At 70.8% G+C, this 25,188-nt stretch carries 19 protein-coding genes; 9 read left to right on the forward strand and 10 right to left on the reverse strand.

What is annotated here, in order from left to right; translation table 11 throughout:
- Positions 1-76: 76 nt before the first annotated feature.
- Positions 77-1,015 (reverse strand): GlxA family transcriptional regulator, encoded by a 939-nt coding sequence (locus ACIHCX_RS26275; RefSeq protein WP_400033510.1) that lies wholly within the window; start codon positions 1,013-1,015, stop codon positions 77-79.
- A gap of 177 nt (positions 1,016-1,192) precedes the next feature.
- Here ACIHCX_RS26275 and ACIHCX_RS26280 point away from each other — a divergent pair, with 177 nt between their 5' ends.
- Positions 1,193-3,103 carry an SMI1/KNR4 family protein gene (locus tag ACIHCX_RS26280; protein WP_400033512.1) on the forward strand — a complete coding sequence of 637 codons (1,911 nt, stop codon included), beginning with the start codon at positions 1,193-1,195 and terminating at the stop codon, positions 3,101-3,103.
- A 95-nt stretch (positions 3,104-3,198) separates the two neighbouring features.
- Here ACIHCX_RS26280 and ACIHCX_RS26285 read toward each other — a convergent pair whose 3' ends face one another.
- A complete protein-coding gene (locus tag ACIHCX_RS26285) occupies positions 3,199-3,768 on the reverse strand; it encodes a GNAT family N-acetyltransferase (protein WP_400033514.1) in 570 nt (189 codons plus the stop codon).
- 139 nt (positions 3,769-3,907) lie between these two features.
- On the opposite strand from ACIHCX_RS26285, the gene ACIHCX_RS26290 reads away from it, so the two are divergent.
- From ACIHCX_RS26290 to ACIHCX_RS26300, 3 genes are all read left to right on the forward strand, one after another.
- Positions 3,908-4,894, forward strand: coding sequence for an NAD-dependent epimerase/dehydratase family protein (locus tag ACIHCX_RS26290; protein ID WP_400033926.1), 987 nt, complete (start codon positions 3,908-3,910; stop codon positions 4,892-4,894).
- Between the two features lie 106 nt (positions 4,895-5,000).
- Positions 5,001-6,326: an OFA family MFS transporter gene (locus tag ACIHCX_RS26295; protein WP_400033516.1), complete on the forward strand. Its 1,326-nt coding sequence runs from the start codon at positions 5,001-5,003 to the stop codon at positions 6,324-6,326.
- Entirely contained in the window at positions 6,301-6,429 is a 129-nt protein-coding gene (locus ACIHCX_RS26300; RefSeq protein WP_400033518.1) for a hypothetical protein, read from the forward strand. Before ACIHCX_RS26295 ends, ACIHCX_RS26300 begins: the two co-directional genes overlap by 26 nt.
- Before the next feature lie 90 nt (positions 6,430-6,519).
- On the opposite strand, the gene ACIHCX_RS26305 is transcribed toward ACIHCX_RS26300, so the two are convergent.
- A complete protein-coding gene (locus ACIHCX_RS26305; RefSeq protein ID WP_400033928.1) occupies positions 6,520-7,779 on the reverse strand; it encodes a cytochrome P450 in 1,260 nt (419 codons plus the stop codon).
- Positions 7,780-8,073: 294 nt separating this feature from the next.
- Between ACIHCX_RS26305 and ACIHCX_RS26310 the strand changes: the two genes are divergently transcribed.
- Together ACIHCX_RS26310 and ACIHCX_RS26315 are read left to right on the forward strand one after the other, a co-directional pair.
- The gene (locus ACIHCX_RS26310; protein WP_400033520.1) at positions 8,074-9,690 is read left to right on the forward strand and encodes an FAD-dependent oxidoreductase; all 1,617 of its coding nucleotides are present in this window, start codon (positions 8,074-8,076) and stop codon (positions 9,688-9,690) included.
- 76 nt (positions 9,691-9,766) lie between these two features.
- Positions 9,767-10,804 (forward strand): amidohydrolase family protein, encoded by a 1,038-nt coding sequence (locus ACIHCX_RS26315; protein WP_400033522.1) that lies wholly within the window; start codon positions 9,767-9,769, stop codon positions 10,802-10,804.
- 9 nt (positions 10,805-10,813) lie between these two features.
- Here ACIHCX_RS26315 and ACIHCX_RS26320 read toward each other — a convergent pair whose 3' ends face one another.
- The 5 genes from ACIHCX_RS26320 to ACIHCX_RS26340 all read right to left on the reverse strand — a co-directional run bounded on the left by ACIHCX_RS26320 (position 10,814) and on the right by ACIHCX_RS26340 (position 16,090).
- Positions 10,814-11,662: an arylamine N-acetyltransferase gene (locus ACIHCX_RS26320; RefSeq protein WP_400033524.1), complete on the reverse strand. Its 849-nt coding sequence runs from the start codon at positions 11,660-11,662 to the stop codon at positions 10,814-10,816.
- A 144-nt stretch (positions 11,663-11,806) separates the two neighbouring features.
- Complete coding sequence (locus ACIHCX_RS26325; RefSeq protein ID WP_400033930.1) at positions 11,807-12,790, reverse strand: hydroxyacid dehydrogenase; 984 nt, start codon at positions 12,788-12,790, stop codon at positions 11,807-11,809.
- Positions 12,791-12,906: 116 nt separating this feature from the next.
- Positions 12,907-13,788, reverse strand: coding sequence for a carbohydrate ABC transporter permease (locus ACIHCX_RS26330; RefSeq protein ID WP_400033526.1), 882 nt, complete (start codon positions 13,786-13,788; stop codon positions 12,907-12,909).
- Positions 13,785-14,756 carry a carbohydrate ABC transporter permease gene (locus ACIHCX_RS26335; RefSeq protein ID WP_400033528.1) on the reverse strand — a complete coding sequence of 324 codons (972 nt, stop codon included), beginning with the start codon at positions 14,754-14,756 and terminating at the stop codon, positions 13,785-13,787. The genes ACIHCX_RS26330 and ACIHCX_RS26335 overlap by 4 nt, the downstream gene beginning before the upstream one ends.
- Positions 14,753-16,090, reverse strand: coding sequence for an ABC transporter substrate-binding protein (locus tag ACIHCX_RS26340; protein WP_400033530.1), 1,338 nt, complete (start codon positions 16,088-16,090; stop codon positions 14,753-14,755). Before ACIHCX_RS26340 ends, ACIHCX_RS26335 begins: the two co-directional genes overlap by 4 nt.
- Before the next feature lie 308 nt (positions 16,091-16,398).
- On the opposite strand from ACIHCX_RS26340, the gene ACIHCX_RS26345 reads away from it, so the two are divergent.
- Positions 16,399-18,330: a DUF2264 domain-containing protein gene (locus tag ACIHCX_RS26345; protein WP_400033532.1), complete on the forward strand. Its 1,932-nt coding sequence runs from the start codon at positions 16,399-16,401 to the stop codon at positions 18,328-18,330.
- 185 nt (positions 18,331-18,515) lie between these two features.
- A complete protein-coding gene (locus ACIHCX_RS26350) occupies positions 18,516-19,583 on the forward strand; it encodes a LacI family DNA-binding transcriptional regulator (RefSeq protein ID WP_400033534.1) in 1,068 nt (355 codons plus the stop codon).
- Between the two features lie 138 nt (positions 19,584-19,721).
- On the opposite strand, the gene ACIHCX_RS26355 is transcribed toward ACIHCX_RS26350, so the two are convergent.
- The gene (locus tag ACIHCX_RS26355; protein ID WP_400033536.1) at positions 19,722-21,911 is read right to left on the reverse strand and encodes a phosphocholine-specific phospholipase C; all 2,190 of its coding nucleotides are present in this window, start codon (positions 21,909-21,911) and stop codon (positions 19,722-19,724) included.
- 247 nt (positions 21,912-22,158) lie between these two features.
- Complete coding sequence (locus tag ACIHCX_RS26360) at positions 22,159-23,769, reverse strand: right-handed parallel beta-helix repeat-containing protein (RefSeq protein WP_400033538.1); 1,611 nt, start codon at positions 23,767-23,769, stop codon at positions 22,159-22,161.
- Positions 23,770-24,577: 808 nt separating this feature from the next.
- Between ACIHCX_RS26360 and ACIHCX_RS26365 the strand changes: the two genes are divergently transcribed.
- A complete protein-coding gene (locus ACIHCX_RS26365; protein ID WP_400033542.1) occupies positions 24,578-25,150 on the forward strand; it encodes a hypothetical protein in 573 nt (190 codons plus the stop codon).
- The last annotated feature ends 38 nt before the right edge of the window (positions 25,151-25,188 follow it).

The raw sequence follows: 25,188 nt of genomic DNA on the forward strand, positions 1-25,188 counted from the left end.
TGGACGCCGGCGGAGGCGGAGGCGGAGGCGGAGGTGGGGGAGGGGTAGGCGGGGGGCGCCCTGTACCCGACCCGGTTCAACTGAATGTGCGGCGATACGCCTGCGGGCTGACACCCGTCGTCCGCTTGAAGCGGTCGCGGAACGCCGTGGGCGAGCCGAACCCGACCTGCCCCGCGATCCGCTCCACCGGGTGCTGTGTGGTCTCCAGGAGGTGCTGGGCCCGCCGGACGCGCGCCCGGTGCAGCCATTGCAACGGGGTGGTGCCGGTCTGCTCGCGGAAGCGGCGCATCAGGGTGCGGGTGCTGACCCCGGCGTGCGCGGCCATGTCGGCGAGGGTCAGGTTCCGGTCCAGGTTGTCCTGGAGCCAGGTGAGGAGGGGTTCGAAGGAGGATCCCTGCGGTGCGGGCGCGTGGTCGTGGACGATGAACTGCGCCTGCCCGCCCTCCCGTTCGAGCGGCATGACGGAGAGCCGGGCCGCGTCGGCGGCCACCGCCGAGCCGTAGTCGCCGCGGATCATGTGCAGACACAGGTCGAGGCCCGCGGCGGCGCCCGCGGAGGTGAGGAGCCGGCCGTTGTCGACGTACAGCACGTCGGGGTCGACCGTCACCTTCGGGTACAGCGAGGCCAGCAGGTCCGCCGCGATCCAGTGCGTCGTGGCGCGCAGCCCGTCGAGGAGTCCGGTGGCGGCCAGCGGAAAGGTGCCCGTGCAGATGGACGCGATCCGGGTGCCGTCCGCGGCGGCCTCCAGCAGCGCTTCGCGGACCGCGGGTGTGAGCGGTGCGGTGGGGGCGGCCGTGCCCGGCACGATGACCGTGTCCGCGCCCTTGAGGCCGTCGAGTGCGCGGTGCGCGCGGAGGGTGAACGCGCCGGCGTCGACCTCGGGGCGCTCGGCGCACACCCGGACCCGGTATCCGGGGCGCCCGTCGGGGAGCCGAGTACGGGAGAAGACCTCGATCGGCGTGGACAGGTCGAAGGGGATCACCTGATCCAGCGCCAGGACGGCGATGGTGCGCATGGCGAGAACATACCGCGTCGACGTCTTCCCGCCATCGCCGCTACCTCGCCACCGGCACCTGAGGGCCGCCGAACGACCACTCCGCGCGGCTTGGCGGTATCCCGTTGGCACCCGCCGTGAATGCCACGAGGGAAGGGCCGGGGCGCCGTTGTCAGTGCCCGGTGACACCATCCCGTCATGAGCGACGAGTCTTTCAACTGGCACCGGTTCCTGGGACGTTGGCAGGAGGAGTGGGTGCCGCGCGCGGGCGCGGACGAGGACGTCGACGAGGACGGCGGGCAGAGCGTCGTCCCTCTGGGCAGGCCCGGGGCGGACGAGGCGGCCATCGCCGCGGCCGAGGAGCGGCTGGGGCGGCGGCTGCCACCCTCGTACCGGGAGTTCCTGGCCGTGAGCGACGGGTGGCACGTGGAGCAGACGGCCGGGGTCTATCAGCTCGGCGGCGCCGCGGACATCGACTGGTTCCGGGATCCGCACGACCTGACCCCGCTGTACGAGGAGAACCTGGGCGACAACCCGAGCGAGGAGGACGTCCTGCTGGCCGGGATGTGGCAGCGGGCGCTCCAGCTGGAGACGGACTCCGACATGTCGTACGCCCTGCTCGACCCGGGCGACAGCGACCAGGACGGCGAGTGGGCGCTCTACGTCTACAAGGGTTGGAGCGGTGAATTCCCGGACCGTTACCCCTCGTTCCGCGCGTACATGGAGGTCATGTACCGCGGTTTCCACGCCAACCGGGTGGACAGGCCCGACTTCGTGAACGCGACCACCCGCGCCCAGGACGCCCAGGTGGAGGAGGCCCGCCTGCTGGCCCTGCGCGGGCGCTACGAGGAGGCCCTGCCCCTGCTCGAGGAGGCGCTGTCCTTCGGACGGCCACGGAGCGCCGTCCTGCTGGACCAGCTCCGGCAGCTGCTGGCTCCGGGCAACATCAGGGACTACGGCACCTTGGCGGCCGACCCGCGCTACCTGCCCGAGATCCTGCCTCTGCAGGCCATGACGCCGGCCGGTGGCGAATGGCGGCTGGGCGGGGACGACCACTGGCTCGGGATGATGGCCGCCCGCGGGGTCGCCCGCAGGACCGCCGAGGCCGTACTGGGCGCGCTGCGGGACGGCACCCATCACTACGAGCCTTCCGGTCCATGGGGCCGGGCCGTCGCCGAGGCCCGGGAGTCGGCCCGCTGGGGGGCGACCGACGCCGCGTGGCGGGCGCTGCGGGACGCGCTCCCGCTGTGGGAGGCGCCCGGGCCCTTGCTGATCGCCCCGATCGGCCTGCTCGCCGATCCGGTCCTGGGTCCGCTGATCACCCCGGAACGCGGGCGGGAAATCCTCGCGACACCCCGGTGCGGGGAGAGGGGACCCGCTCCCGAGCCGCTGCCCGATCTCGACCCGCCGGGCCTGGCCTGGCTGACGGAGCCCGCGGCGAACCAGTGGCCGCGCGCCGGATACCGCTGTGTCTGGGTCCAGGGGGTCGACCCCGATCGCCTGCCCGCTCTGATCGGTGAGGAAGGCGCGGAACTGAGCGCGCCCATGGATGCGTACAGGGCGTCCTGGCGGGCACCCAGGCCCCACGAGCGGGAGGGCGTGGAACTCTGGGAGGACCGGGCCGTGGTCGCCGTCGGCCGCACCGCCGAAGCGTGGGCCTTCGCCGTCGACGGCCACTGCGGCCAGCACCTGAACAACCGGTTCCGGTCCCTTGCGCCGGACGCCTCCTCGTCCGGCCGCGCGGTGGAGGTGTGGCGCGACCCGAGGCACTCGTCCCCGGGTGACCACCCCACCGCGTTCCACCTGTCGGTGGCCGAACAGGGCGAGGAACTCTACGCGTTCACCGTGCGGGGGACGGAGATGCAGCGCACCGGCGAGATACCCGAGGCCCTGGACCCCGTACGGCTGTTCCGCCCGGAGGACACCGAAGTGGACTGCGAACGGCGCATATTGGAGGCCCTGCACACCGAACTCGGGCTCTCCCTGCCCCGCTTCGCGCTGACCCGAGGCAGACTGCGCACCTTCACCACCCGATCCTGGACGCGGGCGCCACGCGCGGGGGAGGGGTTCGCCTACGCCTACCTCGGCTTCGTGCGGCACCGCGGCTGAACGCGGCCGGGCCCGCCCCTGCCAGGGCGGGCCCGCCGGCGCGATCGGCCACGGCTCGGCTCAGGCTGATCGCGCGCCGGCGGCGGTCAGGATGCTCAAGGGGAGGCAGTGCCGTTGACGGGCTGTGCGGGGCGGTTCAGACGCCAGACCACGTCGATGCCGCAGCCGGAGGGAGCCGTGGGCGGTGGTGCCTGCTCACGCCGGACCTCGGTGAACCCCAGCCGACGCGGTATGGCACTGCTGGGGGTGTTGGCCAGGTCGTGGGTGATCTCCACGTACTCCACGTCCGGCAGGGTGAACATCTCGGCGACCAGGGCGGCCGTCGCTCTCGTGGCGATGCCCCGGCCGGCGGCGGCGGGGTGCAGCCAGTACCCCATCCTCCACCCCTGAGGTTCGGCCCCACGGTAGGTCTGGCACATGCCGACGGGCGTACCGTCCTTGACCACGGCGTAGTTGTAGACCTCGCCGCTCGCCCACCTCGACTCGGACTTCGCCAGAAAGTCCCGGGTGGTCTTCTCGCTGTGCTGGGCGACCCACGGCATCCACGGGAGCAGGTGGTCGCGAGACTCCTCGATCAACGTGAACACCTGATCGAAATCGCTCCGCTCCCGCCAGCGCCGCAGGACGAAGTCTCCACATTCGATGATCTGACTCGGTCGGTCCATGACCGCCATGATTGTTTCGTGGAACGGGTCACCGCAACGAGAAGTGGGCCTGAACCAGGAGCCGTGGACGCTTTCTGCCGACGGCAGAAGCCCCTTGGCGTGACCGGGGCCGAGCTGATGGGGTGCGGTCATGGAACGCATGGAGATCCTTGTCCTCGGCGGTACGGCCTGGCTCGGGCGTGAGGTTTCCCGACAGGCCCTCGACCGCGGCCACCGGGTGACCTGTCTGGCGCGCGGCGACAGCGGGCCCGTGGCCGAAGGCGCGCATCTGGTGGCCGCGGATCGGCGCGACCCCGCCGCGTACGGGGGCCTGCCCGACCGGGAATGGGACGCCGTGCTCGAGGTGTCCTGGCAACCCGGCTTCGTACGGCGGGCTGTCGCGGCCCTGGGCGCGCGGGCACGGCACTGGATCTACGTCTCCTCGGTCAGCGCGTACGCCTCCCAGGGCGAGCCCGGCGCGGACGAGTCCGCCGCCCTGTTGGCCGCCACAGAGCGGGAAGAGGCCGAGCGCGAGCTGTACGGCGAGGCCAAGTCCGCCTGCGAAACGCTCTCCCGGACGGCCCTGGCCGACCGACTCCTGATCGCACGCGCCGGACTCATCGGAGGGCCCGGTGACCGCAGCGACCGCGCCGGCTACTGGGTCGCCCGCGCCGCCCGTGCCCCCCGGGCACCGCTGCTCGTCCCCGACACCCCGCAGGCGCCGACGCAGACCATCGACGTGCGCGACCTGGCGACCTGGCTCCTGGACGCCGCGGAACGCCGCACCACGGGAACGTACAACGCGGTGGGCCCGACCGTGTCCTTCGCCGAGTGGATCGAGCTGTCCCGGGACGTCGGCGGGCACACCGGACCGGTCGTCACCGTCGCCTCCCAGCAGCTCCTCGCGCACGGAGTGGCCCAGTACATGGGCCCCGACTCACTGCCCATGTGGGTGGTCGAACCGGGATGGGAGGGCTGGGCGGCGCGCGACGGATCCGCCGCCGCTGCCGCAGGCCTGCGCCACCGTTCCCGCACCGACCTCCTTGTCGACACCCTGCGCTGGGAACACGAGTTGGGACTCGACCGGCCACGCCGCGCGGGACTCGCCCCGGACACGGAGCGCGCGCTCCTGGCGGCCCTGGGATAGGAGAAACCGGCCGGTACGACCGTTCGTCGCACGATGGATACCGCTTACCGCATACGGTCGACCGCGCGGTGTTCAAGCAGGCACGGGGTTCGTACCGTCCGGGATCATGAGTCCTCCTGTAGCTCCCCCGGGATGGAGCCGCTGGCTGGTTCCGCCCGCCGCTCTGTCGGTCCACCTGTCCATCGGCCAGGCCTACGCCTGGAGCGTGTTCAAACCACCCCTGGAGTCCGCGCTCCACCTCGACGGCACCGAAAGCGCGCTGCCGTTCCAGCTGGCCATCGTGATGCTCGGTCTGTCCGCCGCGTTCGGCGGCACGCTCGTGGAACGCAACGGACCGCGCTGGGCGATGACCGTCGCCCTCGTCTGCTTCTCCTCCGGATTCCTGCTCGCCGCACTGGGCGCGCAGACCGAGCAGTACTGGCTGATCGTCCTCGGCTACGGGTTCGTCGGCGGCATCGGACTGGGCATCGGCTACATCTCGCCCGTCTCCACCCTGATCAAGTGGTTCCCGGACCGGCCCGGCATGGCCACCGGCATCGCCATCATGGGCTTCGGCGGCGGCGCGCTGATCGCCTCGCCCTGGTCGGCGCAGATGCTGGACTCGTTCGGCGCCGACCACTCGGGGATCGCTCTCGCCTTCCTCGTGCACGGGCTGACCTACGCCGTCTTCATGTCCCTGGGCGTCCTGCTGGTGCGGGTCCCGCGCGCCAGGAAGCCGGTCGAGAGTGGGCCGAGCGCCCTCGCCGGCGTGCAGGTCTCCGCCCGCAGCGCCGTGCGCACCCCGCAGTTCTGGTGCCTGTGGCTCGTGCTCTGCATGAACGTGACCGCCGGCATCGGCATCCTCGAGAAGGCCGCCCCGATGATCACGGACTTCTTCGCGGACACCTCCGCCCCGGTGTCGGCGCTCGCGGCCGCCGGCTTCGTCGCCCTGCTGTCCGCGGCCAACATGGCGGGCCGCATCGGCTGGTCCTCGACCTCCGACCTGATCGGACGCAAGAACATCTACCGCGTCTACCTGGGCGTCGGCGCGCTCATGTACCTGCTCATCGCGTCGTTCGGCGACTCGTCCAAGCCGTTGTTCGTCCTGTGCGCCTTCGTGATCCTCTCCTTCTACGGCGGCGGCTTCGCGACGATCCCCGCCTATCTGAAGGACCTGTTCGGGACCTACCAGGTCGGCGCGATCCACGGCCGGCTGCTCACCGCCTGGTCGACCGCCGGAGTCCTCGGCCCACTGATCGTGAACTGGATCGCCGACCGCCAGGAGGAGGCCGGCAAGCACGGTTCGGCCCTCTACGGCCTCTCCTTCATGATCATGATCGGGTTGCTGGTCGTCGGGTTCGTCGCCAACGAGTTCGTACGGCCCGTCCATCCCCGCCACCACGTTCCCGCATCGAAGGAGGCCGCCGATGGCCGACGCGAGCAGCCCGCCTGACCGGCGAGCACTGATCGTCCTGTCCTGGCTGTGGGTGGGCGCGCCCCTGTGCTACGGCCTCTACGAACTCGTCCTGAAGGCCAAGCAACTCTTCACCGGGTGAGGCCGCGGGCACCGCACGGGAGACGCCCGGACGCCCGGCGGTCGGCGCGAAGCCGACCACACGGGCGTCCAGTCCCTGCGGGGGAGGGGGTCACGGAACCAGCGCGACGGGAAGCCTCTCCAGTCCCCGGAACGCGGGGAACGGGACCTTGAGCCACTCCGCCTCGGACGCCGGGAAATCGAGGTCGATCTTCGGGAACCTCTGGAAGAGCGTGGTCAACGCCGTCCGCATTTCCAGTCGGGCCAACGGCGCGCCGAGGCAGTAGTGCGCCCCGCTGCCGAAGCCGAGGTGCGCGCTCTGCAGGCCCTGCCGCTTGACGTCGAAGGCGTCAGGGCACGCGAACTTCTCCGGATCCCGGTTCGCGGAGGCGATCGCGATCTGCACGAGGGAACCCTTGGGAATGAGCGTGCCTCTGATGTCGATGTCCTCCAGCGCGTGCCGGAACGTCGCGTTCTCCACCGATCCCTCGAAGCGGATGACCTCCTCGATGGCGTTCGGCAGGAGTTCCGGATCCTCCAGAACCTCGTGCAACTGGTCGCGGTGGGTCAGCAGGTTGAACACGGCGTTGCCGATGAGGTACGCGGTCGTCTTGTGGCCGGCGAAGAGCAGCACCCACAGGGTCGACAGAAGCTCGCCGTCGGTCATGGCCCCTTGCTCGTCCTGCGTCCGGATCAGATCACTGAGCAGGTCGTCGGACGCGTTCTTACGCTTGCGCAGGATGAGTTCGGCGAAATAGTCGCGCAGCGCTCCCTCGGCCTGGGCCAGTTTCTCCTTGTCCTCTTTGCTGAATCCGGTGCGCGCGACAATGGTGCACCATTTCTGAACCTCCGCGCGCTCGTCCTCGGGAATTCCCATGAGCTCGCAGATCACGATGAGGGGGAGCGGGAAGGCGAAGGACGACAGCAGGTCGACGGGCGCGTCGGTGGAGCAGCGGTCCAGCAGTTCGTCGGTGATCTGCTGGATCCGAGGACCCAAGGACTCGATACGACGCGGACTGAACGCCCTGTTGACGATGCGGCGCAGCCGGGTGTGCTTGGGCGGGTCGGAGAAGAGCATGTTGTCGTCGAGCGCGATGGACGAGTCACCGAAAATGGTGTGGTACGCGTCCATCGCCGCGTACATGTCCTTGCTGATGCGCGGGTCCGTCAGGGCGGCCTTGGCGTCGTCGAACCGGGTGATCAGGTACGTCTCCACCCCGTGCGGGGGAGACAGGCGGCACACCGGGGCCGACTCGCGCAGGCACGCGTACACCGGATAGGGGTTGGCGCGATACGCCATCGCACCGCGCGAGGCCGCCGCGATCGCGTCCGCCGTCGAGTCCGTCGTGTCCCGTTCGTCGAGCTGAGTCATCATCCCGGCCTTTCTCAAAGCTTCCGCCCCGGGCACGGGACAGCAGATGTACGACTGACGATCCACGGGTCCCCGGAAGGATCCCTTACGTAAACGCGATTCGCCCGATCGCACCCACCGGCATCCCGCACGGTCGTCGGGGCCGTGCGTACGGGCCGCGGCGAGGCGGATTCTCCGCTGTTCGGGTGATCACTGCTTATCGGCTCGCCGTACATGGCACAAGAGATGAGAGCGAGTCACGGAACCCATCGGCCACCGTGCTGCGGAGATGCTGATTCCAGAGGAGTGAACGCGATGAATGATCGCGGCAACGAGTATGTGCCCGTCCTGGTTGTGGGGGGCTCACTCGTGGGCTTGTCCGCATCCGTGTTCCTTGGGCGCCTGGGCATCCCGCACCGTGTCGTCGAGCGCCATGCCGCCACGTCGGCGCATCCGCGTGGGCGCGGCAACAACATGCGGACGATGGAACTGTTCCGGACCGCGGGCCTCGAGCCGGACATCCGGAAGGCCGCGACCACGCTGTCGAAGAACCACGGAATTCTTCAGGTGGACACCCTGCGCGGCGAGAGCCGGCGATGGCTCTCGGCGCGGATCACCGGCAGGCCGCCGGAGATGGACCTGTGCTCGACCGTCCGCTGCGCCTGCAGCCAGAACGATCTGGAGCCGGTACTGCTGCAAGGCGCCCGCGACCTGGGCGGGGACGTGCGCTTCGGCACGGAGCTGCTGTCCTTCAGCCAGGACGCGGACGGCGTGCGGTCCGTCCTTCAGGCCAGGGACACCGGTGAGACGTACACGGTGAGGTCGGACTACCTGTTCGCCGCCGACGGCCCCCGCAGCCCCGTCCGCGAGCGGCTCGGGATCGAACACTCGGGCTCGGGAGACCTGTTCCACAACGTCAGCGTCACCTTCCGCAGCAAGTTGCTGCGCGAGGTCGCGGGGGAGCAGAAGTTCGTCGTCTGCTACGTCACCGACCCCGTCGGCGAAGGCGTGCTGCTGCCCGTGGACAACGAGGAGCAGTGGGTCTTCCACGTGCCCTGGTTCCCCGAGCGCGGACAGACGCTGGAGCACTTCACCGAAAGCCGGATCACCGAGCACATCCGGGCGGCAGCCGGCGTGCGCGATCTGGACGTGGAGATCACCGGGAAGGCGCCGTGGCACGCGGCGGACCGCGTGGCGAACAGCTATCGGGACGGACGCGTGTTCCTCATGGGTGACTCCGCCCACGAAATGCCGCCGACCGGGGCGTTCGGATCCAACACCGGTATCCAGGACGCGCACAACCTCGCCTGGAAGATCGCCGCGGTCCTGCGCGGCTGGGCGGGCTCGACGCTGCTGGACAGCTACGAGGCCGAGCGCCGGCCAGTGGCCCAGACCACCAGCGCGCGAGCGACCGTTCAGGCCGCTCGTGAACAGCACCCCGGCTACTCGGCCCGGACGGCGTCGAACGACTCCGCGGACCTGATGACCGTGGCGCTGGGCTATCGCTACGCGTCCGGTGCGGTGGTCGGCGCGACGGCTCAGGAGGTCATCCCGGACGTCCTGTGCCTGGACGGCGAGCCCGGAAGCCGTGCACCGCACCTGTGGGTCACACGTGACGGCGCGCAGGTCTCCACCATTGACCTGTACGAGCGCTCTTTCGTCCTGCTCTGCGGGGGTCCCGACTGGCGCACCGCGGCCCGCACGGTGGGCGCGCGGCTCAACGTACCGCTCGACGTCTACTCCGTCGGCGACGGAGCGGAGTACGACCTGGACACCGGCGGCGGTGCCAACTGGCCCTCGGCGCACGGCGTCGCACCGGAGGGCGCGGTGCTGGTCCGGCCCGACGGCTTCGTGGCCTGGCGGGCCGAGGCCGAGACGGCGGACAGGGAAAAGGAACTGACCGGCGTTCTGCTTCGGATCCTCGGGCGCTGACGGCCACTGCGGCGCGAGAACCGCCCCCAGCACGATCGACTTCCTCGGCGTCACCACAGAACAGGGGAGCCTGTCCATGACATCCGTACAGACGGCTGCGGGCACGGCCCCACTGGCCGGCACGGGCACCAGCGGGCCGACGGCGGCGGAGGGCGACGCACGCCGGGAGCGCGTGGACGTGCACCACCACTTCACCGCGCCGGAATGGCTCGACTGGGCGGAGAAACAGGAGATCGTCCAGCGTCGGCGCCTGCCCTGGTGGACCCAGTGGGACCTCGGCACCGCGCTCACGATGATGGACGAGGCGGGCATCCGCACCAGCGTGTTCACCGTCGCGATGCTGGGCCGCCTCCAGGACCCGAAGGTACGCAAGGAAAGCGCCCGTGTCGCCCTGCAGGCCGCCGGCGACCTGGTCGCGAGCCATCCCGACCGCTTCGCCTTCTACACCCCGCTGTTCCTCGACAGCCCGGACCTGTCGAGGTGGTCGCTCACCCATGGGATGGACGAGCTCGGGGCCGTCGGCGTCAGCGTGCGGACCAGCGTCAAGGGGGTCTACCTCGGCCACCCCGACCAGGACGGAATCCTGGCGGAGCTGAACGAACGCTCGGCCGTGGTCAGTACGCACCCGATGGACGTCCCCGGCGGCGGCGCGGAGCTGGAGGGCGTACCGCCGTTCCTGTGCGACTTCCTGATGGACACCACGCGCGCGGCGATCAACCTCATCATCAACGGCACGCTGGACCGCTACCCGAACCTCACCTTCGTCCTGCCGCACGGAGGCGGCTTCCTGCCGTACATCGCCGGCCGCGTGGAGGCGTTCGGCGACTTCCTGACGCCCAAGGTCGAACCCGCCCGGGTCCGCGACTACCTGCACCGCTTCTACTACGACACGGCCGGCCCCATGTCGCCCTCGTCCACGCCCAGTCTGCTGTCCGTCGTGGACTCCTCCCGGATCCTCTACGGCAGTGACTGGCCGCCCACCCCGGCCCAGCTCGTCACGGGTGTCACCGCACCCGCGCTCGACAACGACCCCGCACTCGACGAACAGCAGCGCCGCCGCATCAACCGCGACAACGCGCATCGCCTCCTTCCGGCACTCACCGCCGGGCCCTAGGACACCCGGTCAGTCGGAGCGGGCGGCGAGCCACGCCTGGTGGGCCGACCGCGCCCTGCCCCAGAGCGCGGACCGTTCCTCCTCGCCGACGTCGGGGAGGGCGAGCCCGAAGACGTCCGCGAGGGCACCGAACCAGGCGGCCGCGGTGGTCAGTCTCCGCTCGGAGCGCCCGTCACCGTCCGTCCGGACCAGTACGCAGCCGCGGAGCTCGTCCGTGCCGGCCGCGTCCCTGCGGATCGCGGAGACGACCCGGACAAACCCCGAACTCGGCGAGGTGGACAACTCCCGGTGCTGCGCGGCGAAGTCCTCCGGCCCGGCGGGCGCCATGGAGAAGTCCATCCCTGCGAAGGAACCGCGGGGGTCGTGCTCGAAGCGCCACCCGTCGGGCTCGACCGCCGACCGCGAGAGCCGGTAGGCGAACGGCCCCTGCCGGTACTCCCCGGCACGGAGCGGCAGCGGCTCGTACAGCGCGTCACCGAGCCCGACGTCGACGAACCAGGTCTCGCCCTCGCAGGCCACCGTGAGGGCCAGATGGTTGGCGTTCGCGCCGGGCGGCCGAGCCGTTCGACTGCCCTGGACTCCGCCGCGGTGCCACGTCACGGCGTACCCCAGGGCGTCGAGCAGGGTGGCGAACGCCCCGTTGAGGTGAAAGCAGTAGCCGCCGCGCCCCCGCAGAATCCGGGCCACCGACTCCTCGGGGTCCACCGTTGTGGTCCGCCCCAGATGGATCTCCAGGGTCTCGTAGGGCACCCGGGCCACGTGCGCGGCGTGCAGCGCCCGCAGCCCCGCCAAGGACGGCACGCCGGGAGCCGTGACACCCAGTCGCTCCAGATAGCGGCCGACATCCACCTTCGACATGCCCCGGACTCTAGCCAGCACGGGCGACTTCCAGCCAACGTCGAGCGAAGCGCGCGGAACACCGGGCGCAATACCTGAGCACGCGTCAACACGACGGCGTGGAACCGCACCAGCCGGAACAGGTCGTGAAGGGCCACGGCCTCCTCAGGCCGAGCGGGTGGTCTCCTCGCGGTGCACGGGGTGGGCGAAGGGGAGGCCGGCGGCGTAGCAGGCGAGCTCGTCGACCGCGGCTGCCGCCATGCGGTGGAGTTCGCCGCCGAGGGAGCCGGCCACGTGCGGGGTGAGGAGGACGTTGGGGAGGTCGTACAGCGGGGAGTCGGCGGGCAGGACTTCGGGGACGGTGACGTCGAGTACCGCGTTGAGACGGCCGGTGAGGAGTTCCTCGACCAGGGCGTCCTGGTCGACCAGGGAACCACGGGAGGTGTTCACCAGGGTCGCGTCGTCGCGGAACAGCGCGAGCCGACGGCGGTCGATGAGGTGCCGGGTGGCGGGCAGTTCGGGGGCGTGGACGGTGACCACGTCGCCGGCCGCGCACAGCTCGTCCAGCTCCACGGAGCGGGCGCCGAGCAGTTCGGCCTCCGCCGCGTCCACGTAGGGGTCGTAGAGGAGCAGGTCGAGGTCGTGCGGGCGGAGGAGTTCCAGGACGCGGCGGCCGATACGGGAGGCGCCGACGACGCCGACCGTGCGCCGGTAGTTCCCGATGTGGGCGTAGGCGGCCGCCCAGTCGTGCCCGACGCCGCGCCGGGCGCGGTAGTCGGCCCGGATGCGCAGCACCTGCTTGTTGGCGAGGAGGATCACCGCCACGGTGTACTCGGCGACGGGCAGGGCGTTGGCCCAGGCCGCCGAGCTGACCTGGATCCCGCGCCGCCAGCAGGCGTCGGTGATGTGGTGCTTGACCGATCCGGCGGCGTGGACGACGGCGCGCAGCGCCGGCGCCCGGGCGAGGACGTCCTCGCCCAGCGGCGGGCAGCCCCAGCTGCTGACGATGACCTCGGTCTCGCGCAGGGCCGCGGTGGCACGCGGGTCGTCGAAGTCGTCGACGACGAGGGCCGGGTCGAGGTCGGCGAGCGCGGTGAGCCGGTTCAGGGTGGTGCGGTCGAACAGGCGGTCGGTGAGATCGGTGTGCATGGCCAGCAGGGTGCGCGGACGCCGCTGTCCGGAGGCGGCCGGGTTCGGCTGGGCGGCTGATGCGGTCGGGGGGTTGGACACTCGGTTCTCCGGTGCGGGTGCGGCAGGGGCGGACGTCACTTGACGCTTCCTGCGGTGAGGCCGGCCTTCCAGTGGCGCTGGAGGGCGATGAAGGCGATGACCAGCGGGACGATGCCGAGCAGGGAGCCGGTGACGACGAGCGGGTAGTACTCGGGGAAGGCGTGCGTCTGGGTGTTCCAGCTGTACAGGCCGAGACTGAGGGGAAACAGCCGGTTGTCGGACAGCATCACCAGGGGGAGGAAGAAGTTGTTCCAGATGGCGGTGAACTGGAACAGGAAGACGGTGACGAGTCCGGGCGTCACCATCCTCAGTGCCACCGACCAGAAGGTACGCAGCTCGCCGGCGCCGTCCACGCGTGCGGCCTCCAGCACCTCGCCCGGTACGTATCCGGCGCAGAAGACCCGCGCCAGATAGACGCCGAAGGGGTTGACGAGGCTGGGGACGAACACGGCCCAGAAGGTGTTGACGACGCCCAGCTTGGAGGCCAGCAGGTACATCGGCAGCGCGAGCGCGGTGGTCGGCACCAGCACGCCGAGCAGGACCAGCCCGAACAGCTTCTCCTTGCCGGGGAAGCTGTAGACGTGGAAGGCGTACCCCGCGCAGACGCACACGAGCGCGCACAGCAGGGCGCCGATCCCGGCGTACAGCAGGGAGTTGGCGTACCAGCGGAAGTAGATGCCGTCGCCGGCCGTGGCCAGCGCGTGGAGGTTGGCGCCGAGGTGCCAGGTGGAGGGGGTGAGGGTACGGCCGCCGAGCAGGTCGCCGGTGTTCTTGGCGGCGGCGGTGAGCAGCCAGGCGAGCGGCAGCAGTGTGTAGGCGGTGGCCAGCGCCAGGGCGCCGTTGACGGCGGCCTTGGACAGCGACCAGGGGCGGCCCTTCGCGCGCGCGGCGCCGGGCTGTGCGGTGACGGTGGTCATGCGGCGGCCTCCGTGGCTGGTCGGGGCCGGTCCTCGCTCCGGGCACGGGTGGCCCGGGTGACGACGAAGGAGAGCGCGGCGGCGGCCAGCGCCAGCAGGACCGAGGAGGCGGCGGCCAGGCCGTAGTCGTGCCGCTCGAAGGCCGCGGTGTAGGCGTACATGTTGGGGGACCAGGTGGAGACGATGCTGGGGGTGGTGCCGTGCAGGATCATCGGCTCGGTGAACAGTTGCAGGGAGCCGATGACGGTGAACAGTCCGACGACCGTGAGCGAGGAACGGATCAGCGGGACCTTGACGCTCAGCGCGGTGCGCAGCGGCCCGGCACCGTCGACCACGGCGGCCTCCAGGACCTCGCGCGGGATGGCCTGCAGCGCGGCGAAGAAGATCACCATGTTGTAGCCGGTCCACTCCCACACCGCCATGTTGACGACGGCGGGCAGCGGGTGGCCCAGCGGGTCGGCACTGGCGCCGAGCGAGTCCAGGGCACCGATCACCGGACTGATGCCGGGCGTGTACAGGTAGATCCAGACCAGGGTGGCGATGGTGCCCGGCACCGCGTGCGGCAGGAACAGGGCGAGCTGGAAGAACCGGCGGGCCTTGACCAGGACGGAGTCCAGCAGCAGGGCCAGCAGCAGCGCCAGGATCATCATCAGCGGGATGTAGAGGAGGCAATACAGCGCCAGGTTGAGGAAGCCGCCGCGGAAGGCGGTGTCGCCCAGTGCCCGCGTGTAGTTCCCGAGTCCTGTGAAGACGGTCTCGCTGCCGCCGAAGCCGAGGCCGGAGCGGTGCTCGGCGTAGAGGCTGAGGTAGACGGCGTAGCCGATCGGCACCAGCGTGGCGCCGGTGAAGAGCACGAAGAACGGCGCGAGTAGCACGGTGGGCGCCGCGTACCGCCGCCGCCGGGCGGCAGCGGTACGCGAGGGCGCGGCGGAGACCGCGCGGGTGGCCGTGGGAGCGGTCGGGGTCACTGTGCGGAGACCTTCAGGCCGCGGTTCTTCAGCTCGGCGACAGTGTCCTTCTGCGCGGTCGTGAGGGCTTGGGCGATGGTGCCGGAACCGGAGGAGAGCTTGCCGAAGGAGTCCTTCAGGGAGTTGTTGGTGACGCCCATCGCCGGACCCCAGGTCCACTTCTGCTCGATGGACTGGGCGGCGCTCTTGTAGACACCGTAGATGTCCTGCCCGCCGTAGAAGTCGGCCTTGAACGCCTTCGCGGCGACCGGCACCAGCGCGGGGTCGGCCGGGTAGGCGGAGGAGTCACCGGAGGAGATCCGGGCCTGGATGCCCTCGGCGGTGGTGGTGGCCCAGGTGGCGAACTCGACGGCGGCCTCCGCCTTCTTGCTGTCCTTGGAGACGGCGAAGGTGGTGCCGCCGAGCATGCCGCTCGCAGGGGCGCCGTTCCAGGACGGCAGCGGGGCGACGGCCCACTTTCCGGCCTGGTCCTTCGGAAGGGTGCCCTTCAGCACGCCGCCGCCCCAGGACGCCCCCAGGTAGCCGGCCGTCCGGCCCTTCTGCAGCGAGGCGGTCCACTGCTGGCTGAACGAGGGCTCGACCCGGACCAGGTCGTCGTCGATCATCTTCTGCCAGTAGTCGGCGACCTTCTTCGTCTCGGGCGCCTGAAGGCTCACCTGCCAGGTATCCCCGGCGGTGCCGAACCACTGGGCCCCTGCCTGCCAGGACATCGCCTCGAAGGTGGTCGGGTCGTCGGGGAAGAAGGTGGCGATACGGCTGCCGGGCTCGGCCTTTTTCAGCTTCTCGGCGGCCGTGCGGAACTCGTCCCAGGTCGTGGGCGCCTTGATGCCCGCCTTGTCGAACAGGTCCTTGCGGTAGTAGAACGCCTGCGGGGCGGCGTCCAGCGGCAGCGCGTACGTTGCACCGCCGAGAGTGGTCAGCTGTACCGCCTGCGGCAGGTACTTCGCCTTCAGGTCGGCGCCGATGTACTTGTCGATGTCCTGGACGGCCCCCTGGCTGACGAAGTCCGGCAGCTGCGGGTACTCGACGTTGAACACGTCGGGGGCGTTGTGGGCCTTGGCCGCGTTGGAGAGCTTCGCATAGCCGCCGGCCGAACCGGAGGGGATCTCCTCGTAGCTGACGTGCACGTCCTTGTGGGAGGCGTTGAAAGCGTCCACCACTTGCTGGGTGCCCTTCGCCCAGCCCCAGAACGTGATGTCGACGGGCTTGCCCGAGCCGGACGACGGGCTGTCGTCGCTGCCGCAGGCGGCGAGGAGGGTGGCGGACAGAGCGGTGGCGGTGAGCGCGGCGGCGGCGCGGAGGGCTCTGCGACTGCGGGCGGAGACAGCGGACATGGCTCGCTCCTGGGAAACGGGACGGGTGGAGTGTGCCCGGTGCGGAGCCGGCGGCGGCGAGGTCGATCGGCTCCGAGGCCGTCGGGCCCGGGTACCGCATATCTTGGGAACCCTTTCGATCGAAGTCAATAACTTTCGATCGAACGATCTCATCTGATCAGACGGACGGTGGGTGCCCATCGTGGATGTTCTGCGGATTCGTGGCGCCGACGGGCTGTGGAGGTTCCGTGTCCAGATCATTCGATCGATCGCGTTGACGACCTATCGGCTGACTTCTAGATTCGGGACCCCGAGCAAGGAGCCCCGCCATGCCGCGCACGCCCCTCCCACCCGAGGACCGCTCGCTCAGCCCGTGCACGGGCTGGACCCGCGCCCACTGGGAGGCCGCGGCGGACAGGCTGCTCACCGCCGCGCTGCGGCACGCCGGGCCCGGCCACGCGCTGATCGCCCTGCCCGGTCCGCGCCCGAGCTGGTCCGGCCCGCGCTCGGACGCGCTGGAGGGCTACGCCCGCACCTTCCTGCTGGCGGCCCTCCGCGTCGCGGGCGCCGGCGGGCAGGACCCGCTGGGACTGCTCGACCGGTATGCCGAGGGGCTGGCCGCGGGCACGCGGTCGCCTACCGGGGAAAGGGAGCTGACCGGTCGTGACCCGGTCGCCTGGCCGACGGTCACCGACCGGGGACAGGCCATGGTGGAGGCGGCCTCCGTGGCACTCGCACTCCGTCTGACCCGGCCCTGGCTGTGGGACCGCCTCCCCGCACGGACCCGCAGCCACGCCGCCAGCTGGCTCGCGGGCGCACTGCGCCACACGCCCGTCGACAACAACTGGTGGCTCTTCCAGGTCACCATCGGAGGCTTCCTCGCCGAGACCGGCCACCACACCGAGGCCGCCGAACGCGCCGTCGCTCAGGGCCTGGCCAGGATCGAGCAGTGGTACCTGGGCGGCGGCTGGTACACCGACGGACGGCCGCGCGCCTTCGACCACTACAACGGGTGGGCCTTCCACCTCTACCCCGTCCTGCACGCCCATCTGGCGGACGACAGACGGCTGCTCGACCGCTACGGCACCCGACTCGCCGCCCACCTCGGGCAGTACGCGCACACCTTCGGCGGCGACGGCGCCCCGCTGCACCAGGGCCGTTCGCTCATCTACCGGTTCGCCTGCGCCGCCGCACCGTGGGCCGGTGCCCTGACCGGCCACACCCCGCTGAGTCCGGGTACCACACGGCGGCTGGCCTCCGGCGCCCTGCGTCACTTCCTCGACCACGGCGCCGTGGACGACGACGGCCTGCTCGCGCTCGGCTGGTTCGGTCCCTGTCCTCCGCTGGTGCAGCCGTACTCGGGCCCCGCCTCGCCGTACTGGGCGAGTAAGGGCTTCCTCGGCCTGCTGCTGCCGCCCGGCCACCCCGTGTGGACGTCCGTCGAGGAACCCGCACCGGCCGAGCACGGCGACGCCGTGGTCCCGGTGCGCGCGGCGGGCTGGCTCATCCAGTCCACGGCCGCCGACGGGCTCGTGCGCGTGCACAACCACGGCGGCGACAACCAGCCGGCCGACGAAGTCCTGCCGGACGATCCGCTGTACGCGCGCCTGGCGTACTCCACCGCCACCGGGCCGGCCTTCGAGGGCACCGCCGACAACCACTTCGCCCTGCTGGCCGACGGCGCGGCGAGCGAGCGCGGCCCGATCGTTCCGCTCGGCACGGGACCCGACTGGGCAGCCTCCGCCCACCGGCCCCGTATCAAGGGCGCCGAACTGCCGGGCGTCGGCGTCACCTCCCTGGTGTTCGCCGCCGGAGCCGAGGAGGTCCACGGGCACCTGGTCACCGGCGCCGTCACCGGGACCGGGGTTCGGCACACGGGATGGGCCGTGGCCGGGGGCGCGGTGGAGACGGCCGTGACCGGCGGCGGAGCACGGGTACGGGTCAGCGGGTCCGCGCTGGTCTCCGAGGCCGTCGCCCTGCACGGCCTGGACACCGCCGCGACCGAGCCCGTGCCGGCGGGTACCGCGTTCGGGCCCGCGGCGGCGGTCCCGGTGCTGACCGGCACGGTCACGGGAGAGGAGTGCCTGTTCGTCTCGGTGGTGCGGCTGAGCCGAGCCGGGACCGGCGCGCCGCCGGGGGTACGAGTCGAGGTGGAGGTCACGCCGGCGGGTCACCGGCTGCGCGTTCACTGGCCGGACGGCGGCCGCCGCGAGGTCCTCATCCGCGCGGAAGAGGTGACCGTCGCCCCCGACGAGGACTGAGGGCGCGAGCCCGTCGCACACCCGTGGGTCCGGCGGGTTTCCCTCCGGTCGGGGACGCCTCGAACATCGATCAAATCTTGATCTACTGACCGAACAGTGATCAAATAACCGAGCAATAGATCACTTACGTATCGAACGCTAGACTCATGGTGAGTCAGGGCAGGGACAGGGAGAAGGGGACCGTCATGTCGATCGCGGCTGACGAGCGCCGGACGCGGATCCTCGAGATCGTGCGCAAGCTCGGCACGGTCCGGGTGGCTGACCTCGCGGCCCGTCTGGACCTCCCGGCGGTCACCGTGCGCCGGGACGTGGCGATCCTCGCCGAGACAGGCCTGTTGCGCCGCTCGCACGGCTCCGTCTCGGTGCTGGACGAGCGCGCCGGTGCGGACGCCGACGCCCGCACCCTCGGCCTGATCGTGCCCACGGTGAGCCACACCATCAGCCAGTACTTCGACGAGGTGATCGCCGGGGCGCGCGCCGCGGCCGCCGACGCCGGAGCCCACCTGGTGCTCGGCATCTCCTCCTACGACCCCGGGGCGGACCGCGGCCAGGCGGAGCAACTGCTCAAGTCGGGCGCCGAGGGACTCATGCTCACGCCCAACTGGATGTCCACGAGCAACCCGGACGACCGCCTCTGGCTCAACGAACTGCCGGTCCCGACCGTGCTGGTCGAACGCAGGGCCGCCGTCGGCACGGCGGCCGCGGAACTCGACTCGGTCAGCTCCGACCACCAGCACGGCGTACTGCTCGCCCTGCGCCACCTGGCCTCGCTCGGCCACGACTCCGTCGTCCTCGCCGCCCGGCGCGACACCTGGACGGCGCTGAAGGTGCGCAGCGGTTACGCCGAAGGCTGCGCCACCCTCGGCCTGACACCGCAGCCGGTGATCGACATCGACGATCCCACAACGGCCCCCGAGCGGGTGGCCGGCCGGCTCGCCGAGGCCGTCGGCAGGGGCGTGCGAGCCGCGCTCGTGCACAACGATCAGGACGCCATTCAGCTTCCGGCGCTGCTGCGCGCACGTGGCCTGTCCGTCCCCGAGGACCTGGCGCTGATCAGCTACGACGACGTCTTCGCGGCGCTCGGAGCCCCGCCGCTGACCGCCGTGGCCCCACCCAAGCGCGCAGTCGGCGCCGCCGCCGTCCACCTGCTGCTGAGGCGGCTGCGGCAGGGCGCGGCCCTCCCGATCCACCGGGTGGAACTGCTCCCCGAACTGAAGGTACGCGCCTCCTGCGGCCGTGCGGGCACCACCTGACGGGGCGTGCCGAGTCCTGGAGGCCCGGTGCCGTGGCCGCCGACAGGCGGGTGGTGCGGCGCAGCCGCGGCGGGGCTGCCCACAGCCCCGGCGGACTCTCGCGACGTCGGAGACCTGCCGGGGCTGTGGGCCGGCTGGTCAGCTGATCCGGCCGGCGAAACGGTAGCGGAAGCCGTCGGCCGCGGTGACGACCACGTCGTAGTAGCCGTCCTGGTCGGTCGGCCATTCCACGACCGAGGGCTTGCCCTGGCCGACGTACACCGTCCTGTGGCCGCCCTCGTAGTCGTTGGCGGTCAGGGTGAAGCGCACCTGGTCGCGTCCACCGGTGGACAGCTGCAGCCGCAGCGTACGGTGGCCGGGCACGAGTTCGGCCTCGACCTGCGGGACGGCACCGGCGTTCCGGCCGCCCGGGACGATGCTTCCGGCGAAGGACCGCACGAACCGGTCCGGGCCGTAAACGCTGAAGGCGTACTTCCCGTCGGTCGTCGCCGTGTCCCACACGTAGCGCTTCGCGCCGTCCTTGGTGACGGTGAACGGCGTCGCCTCGAAGTCGCGGTAGGCGTCCGGGAACACCTGCATGCTCACGCCCTGCGCACCCTTGTTGGTGAGGGTCGCGGTGACCTTGCCGCTGGAGCGGTCGACGGACACGGTGGCGTGCTGCTGGTAGGGCACGGGCCGCGCCTTCAGCCGGCCGGACGGCGGCACCGGCATCGACTGCCGCCCCGTGGCCGGGATCGCGTTGGCGATCGACGGCAGCGTCCGGTCGTGTTCTGCGGCCGCGACCAGCACGTCCACCGACGGCAGGTCGGGCAGCGAGGTGTCGGCCTTGGAGAAGTCGATCGCCGACGTCAGGTCACCGCACACCGTCCGTCGCCAGTCGCTGATGTTCTCACAGATCGCCGGCTTGCCCAGACTGGTGGTCCAGTGCTCCAGAAACCGGATGAGCGACGTGTGGTCGAACACCTCCGAGGACACCCAGCCACCGCGCGTCCACGGCGAGACCAGGACCATCGGCACCCGCGCGCCCGGACCGATCGGCAGCCCCTGCACGAATTCACCCGCCGTGCCCGGCTCCGGCAGCGGCGCCTGTACGTGGTCGAAGTAGCCGTCGTTCTCGTCGAAGGTGAGGATCAGGAGCGTGGACTTCCACAGCTCCTCGTTCTCGTGCAGCGCCCGGATGACCCGGTCGGCGTACACGGCGCCGTAGTCGGGAGCGCCGGCCGGGTGCTCCGACCACAGGTACGGCGCAACGATCCAGGAGACCTCCGGCAGTGGTCGCTCCGCGCCGGGCTTGCAGGCGTCGATGAAGTCCTTGAGAACGTAGTCGACGTTCTCGTTGGAGTTGGGCCCGGTCGGCTTGGTATGGGTCTCCAGCACGTTGCCGCGCGCCAGCAGGCCGTCGGGCGAGGTGTCGGCACCGGGCTGCGCCGGGTTGAACGACGCGAAGGAGCGCACGGTGTTGTCGGTGTAGTCACCGAGCCAGTTGCTGTCGGTGTCGTTGTTGACATATATCTGCCAGGACACCCCGGCCTTCTGGAGGACCTCGGGGTAGGTCTCCCAGGTGTACTGGTAGCCGTAGTCGCCGCCGTTGCCGGTGGCCGGACCGTGGTTCGCGCCGGTCGGATCGATGCCGCCGGACCACATGTAGATGCGGTTGGGGCTGGTGCTGGTGGCGATCGAACAGTGGTTGTGGTCGCAGACGGTGTACTGCGAGGCCAGGGCGTACTGCCAGGGGATGTCCTCGCCGGTGAAGTAGCCCATGGTCTGCTCGCCCTTGGCGGCGACCCAGCGGTTGTTCCTGCCCATCGCCCAGGCGTCGTGGCCGTCCGTCCAGCCGTGCGGCAGGCCGCCCGCGTTCTGCGCGTTGTACTTGCCCGTCTCCAGACGGAAAGGCAGCAGGTAGCCGCCGTCGGTCCGCTTGGCATCCGGCTGGTGGAAGACGGTGGTGCCGTCCGGGTACCGCAAGGCCTGCCTGTCGCCGAAGCCGCGGACACCCGGGAACATGCCGAAGTAGTGGTCGAAGGAACGGTTCTCCTGCATGAGGATCACCACGTGCTTGAGATCGGCGATCGTGCCGGTGAGTCCGGTGGCGGCCGCTGCCGTATCGGCCGGTGCGGCCGCGGCCTTGCCGGTGCCCGCCGCCGTGAGACCGGTGGCCGCCACGGCCGTCGCCGACGCCGCGGCTGCCTGAAGCAGCCGGCGCCGGCTCAGGCCTGAACGGAAGAGGGACGCGGGAACACCTCGCGGGATGCGGCCGGTTGTGCCCGCCAGGGAGCCGTCGGGGTTGGTCTCGGGAAGGTGCTCGGCAGGCTCGTCGACCTGGGGCATGCCAGTGATCCTTTCGACATGGCGCTCGGAGGTGGTCCGTCTGCGGTGGGGGAACTCGGCGGAAGATGGGAAATGCGATGATCGATGGCGCCTACAGCTTTCCGGCAGCCCGGCCAACCCATCAAGAGGAGTTGCCGACTCGACTTGCTTTGTTCACTCGCTGATGGGCGGGAGCGGGGTGAGGCCTCAGGCAGGTCGCTCGTACACAGGCAGGAGAACGCGTAGGCCTGGACGTCCTGCGCCCAGGTCAGCGGGCCGGCGGTCCCTGGTACGCGCCGGCGGCGGGGTCCCTCTTGGGGATCGGGAAGCCGAAGTAGTCGTGACGGCCGGCGTCCGGCACGGGCACTCCCAGGTCGAGGGCGGAGGATCCCCGGGCGACGCGGTAGGAGCCGGGGTCGGCGGCGTCGGCGCCCGCCAGGGCGGCGATCAGCCTCGGATCGGCGGTGCTGCCACCGGGGTTCGTGCCGCTGCCGTCGGAGTTGGCGGGCACGCCGCCCGGGATGCCGTACAGGACGTTGTGGTCGAAGTGCAGGTCAGGTGTCGGGTTCTTGAAGCGGTAGGTGTCGGTGGTGTCCCCAGGGCCGGCGAAGATGTTGTTGCGGACCGTCAGTTCGTGCTGCGTGGTGGCCGGCGAACCGGCGTCGTCCTGCACCAGGTAGGTGGGGACGGCTTCCTTGTTGAGGAAGGTGTTGTTGTAGATCCGCGCGTTCAGGATCGGGCCCCAGCAGTTCTGCAGCAGCCGGGCGCCATCGTTGTGGCTGATGTTGTAGCGGGCGATGACGTCGACGGTCTTCGCGCCGCTGTACGGGCAGTTCAGGAGGAATCCGCCCTTGTTGTCGTGGCTGTAGTTGTACTGGAACACGGTGTGGTTCGAGGCGCCGTCGGCGTCGAAGGACATGCCGTCAAGGCTGTTGCCGCCGCCGGAGACCTCGTTGTACTGGATGAGGGTGTCGTCGGTGTTGAAGGTCCATATACCGGCGTTGGCGACCTGGGAGCGCAGTTGGAAGCCGTCCACCCGGTTGTGCTCGACGACCGCCCCGGAGGTGGTGTCGAGCTTCATCGCGTCACCGGCGATCGACGTCAGTGTGTTGTGGTCGATGCGGACACGGGTGCTGGGCGTCCACGGGCCCGGGTAGGTCTGGGGGTCCTGCTGGTCGCCCACCAGGTCGCGGCGGGAGAACGTCGACTTGAAATAGACGCCCTCCCGGTCCACGTCCCGGATGCGGTTCCCCGTGATCCGCAGGTCGTCGAAGGCGCTCGCGGTCGTCGTGCCGGCGACGTCGATCTGGATGCCGCTGGAACCGGTGAGGGTTTTGAAGTCGCCGCCGCGCACCGCGTGCACGTCCAGGCCGGAGAGCAGGTAGTGGTGGCCGATGCCGTAGTCGGCCAGCTCCAGCCGGACGCCGTTGCGCTCGGTGCCGGGCGTGCCGCCGGAGTTGGTGATCTCCAGGTCGCGGACCTCGACGTACTCCATGTTGCGCAGCAGCAGTGTGTCGTGCCCGCCGCCGCCCTCCAGATGCGGCAGCGCACCGGTGCCGTAGGCGCCGATCCGGATGGGCGCGGCGGCGGAGCCGGCGCCGGTCGGGGCGAGGGTGCCGGTGCAGGTCGCGCCGCGCGCGATGCCCAACTGGTCGCCGGGACGGTAGCGGTGGGCGCCGGCCTGAGCCAGGGAGGTCCAGGGGTGCGCGTGACTGCCGTCGCCCGGTCCGCCGTCCGCGGAGCAGTCGAGGTAGTAGCGTTGCCCGTGCGGGGCGCCGTCCGCGAGGGCGGGGGAGGCGCTGGCGGTGGCGGCCAGCGCGACTCCCACGGCGCCGGCGAGGACGGCGGCGAGGCGGGTACCGGAGGAGCGATGGGGCATCTGCGGTCCTCTCTGAGGGGGAGCGGCGGGGGCGGGCAGGCCGCACGCGCGTCGTGCCACGGGCCACGGGTCTCCGCCCCGAGTGGTGCCTCAACGTAGGGTGACCGACTGATCGCGGTCAAGCCATATGGTCGCGGTGATCGCTTTTCGATCGGACAATCCAGAAACTGGGGTGTCTCCCGATCGTTCGATCGGTCTGTCGATGCCTGCCGGCGCGGGCCGCTCACAGTTGCGGCCGGAACGCGTCGTACGCCCATGGCGCGAGCGTGGTGGCCGCGGTGCCGCGTGCCGTCCGCGGCCGCTCGGGGGCGAAGTGGTCCGGGGTTTCGCATGAACTGAGGAGTCCGCGAGCGGGGTGAGGGGGCCTCACGGGGCCCGGCTTCGGCCGCTCAACCGCTGACCGTGAGGCGGTGGCCCGGTCCGCGGCCGACGGCTGGCGGCTGGCGCCACGGGGTGCAGGGCCCTGGTGGGGTGAGGGTGGCGGTGTCCGGTCTGCGGCCCGCTCGTCCCGGAATCCAGTGAGTCCTTCGCCTCGACATTTCCAGGCGACCCGCTGCCGCACGGGTGATCGGGCATCAGAGATCACCTTGAAGGCCTAATCCCTCATCAATCTGCCCAGCACTCTCGATGGATTGACGTGCCGTCAGTAACCGGGGAGACGAGACCGTGGGCGCTCCGGGTCCCCCGTTCGGCCCTCTGATGCCAGCTCCTTCGATATGCCCGAAATGACAGCTTTGCGGGTGTTTATTACGTTCAATCACACGTCGGCTGTCAAAGCCGGCCTCTCTGAGACAGGAGTAGAAAAGCCATGATCATGACCCGTTCCACCGCCGTGACCGCGGCAGTCGCTGCCGCCGCAGGACTCGCCGTGACCGGCATCACCTACGCCACGGCCGCCCCCGCGCCCGAGGCGGCCCCGGCCGTCGTCCAGCAGGCGCCCGCTCCGGCCCAGGTGCCGATGGACGGCATGTCCGGGCAGGGCAAGGGCAACGAGGGCGGCGGCGGCCGCGGCGGCGAAGGCGGCGGCGAAGGCGGCGGCCGCGAAGGCGGCGAGTACGGCAAGCGCCACCACGAAATCGGCCGGATCTACATCAACGAGCGCGAGTACCGCGCCCACCCCGACGGCTGCATCACCGTCGTGAGCGGCCTGGGCTCCAGGAGCTTCAACATCCGCAACGACAGCAAGCACACCGTCGAGTTCTTCCGCGGCGCGACCTGCGACAACGGCTCCCCCGTCGCCACCGTCGGCCCCCACAGCGACGCCACCAACGTCAGGGTGGAGCACGTCAGGGGCGGCGTCTTCGTCAAGCACGGAGTGGTCGGTAGCTTCCGGGTGGTCAAGCGCCACCACGGCGGCGGCGGCGACTTCGACGACTTCTAAACCCAGATGCGCCCTACCGTGTAGCACCCCGGCCCGCC

This window comes from Streptomyces sp. NPDC052043, from assembly GCF_044548235.1.
GTDB lineage: Bacteria > Actinomycetota > Actinomycetes > Streptomycetales > Streptomycetaceae > Streptomyces.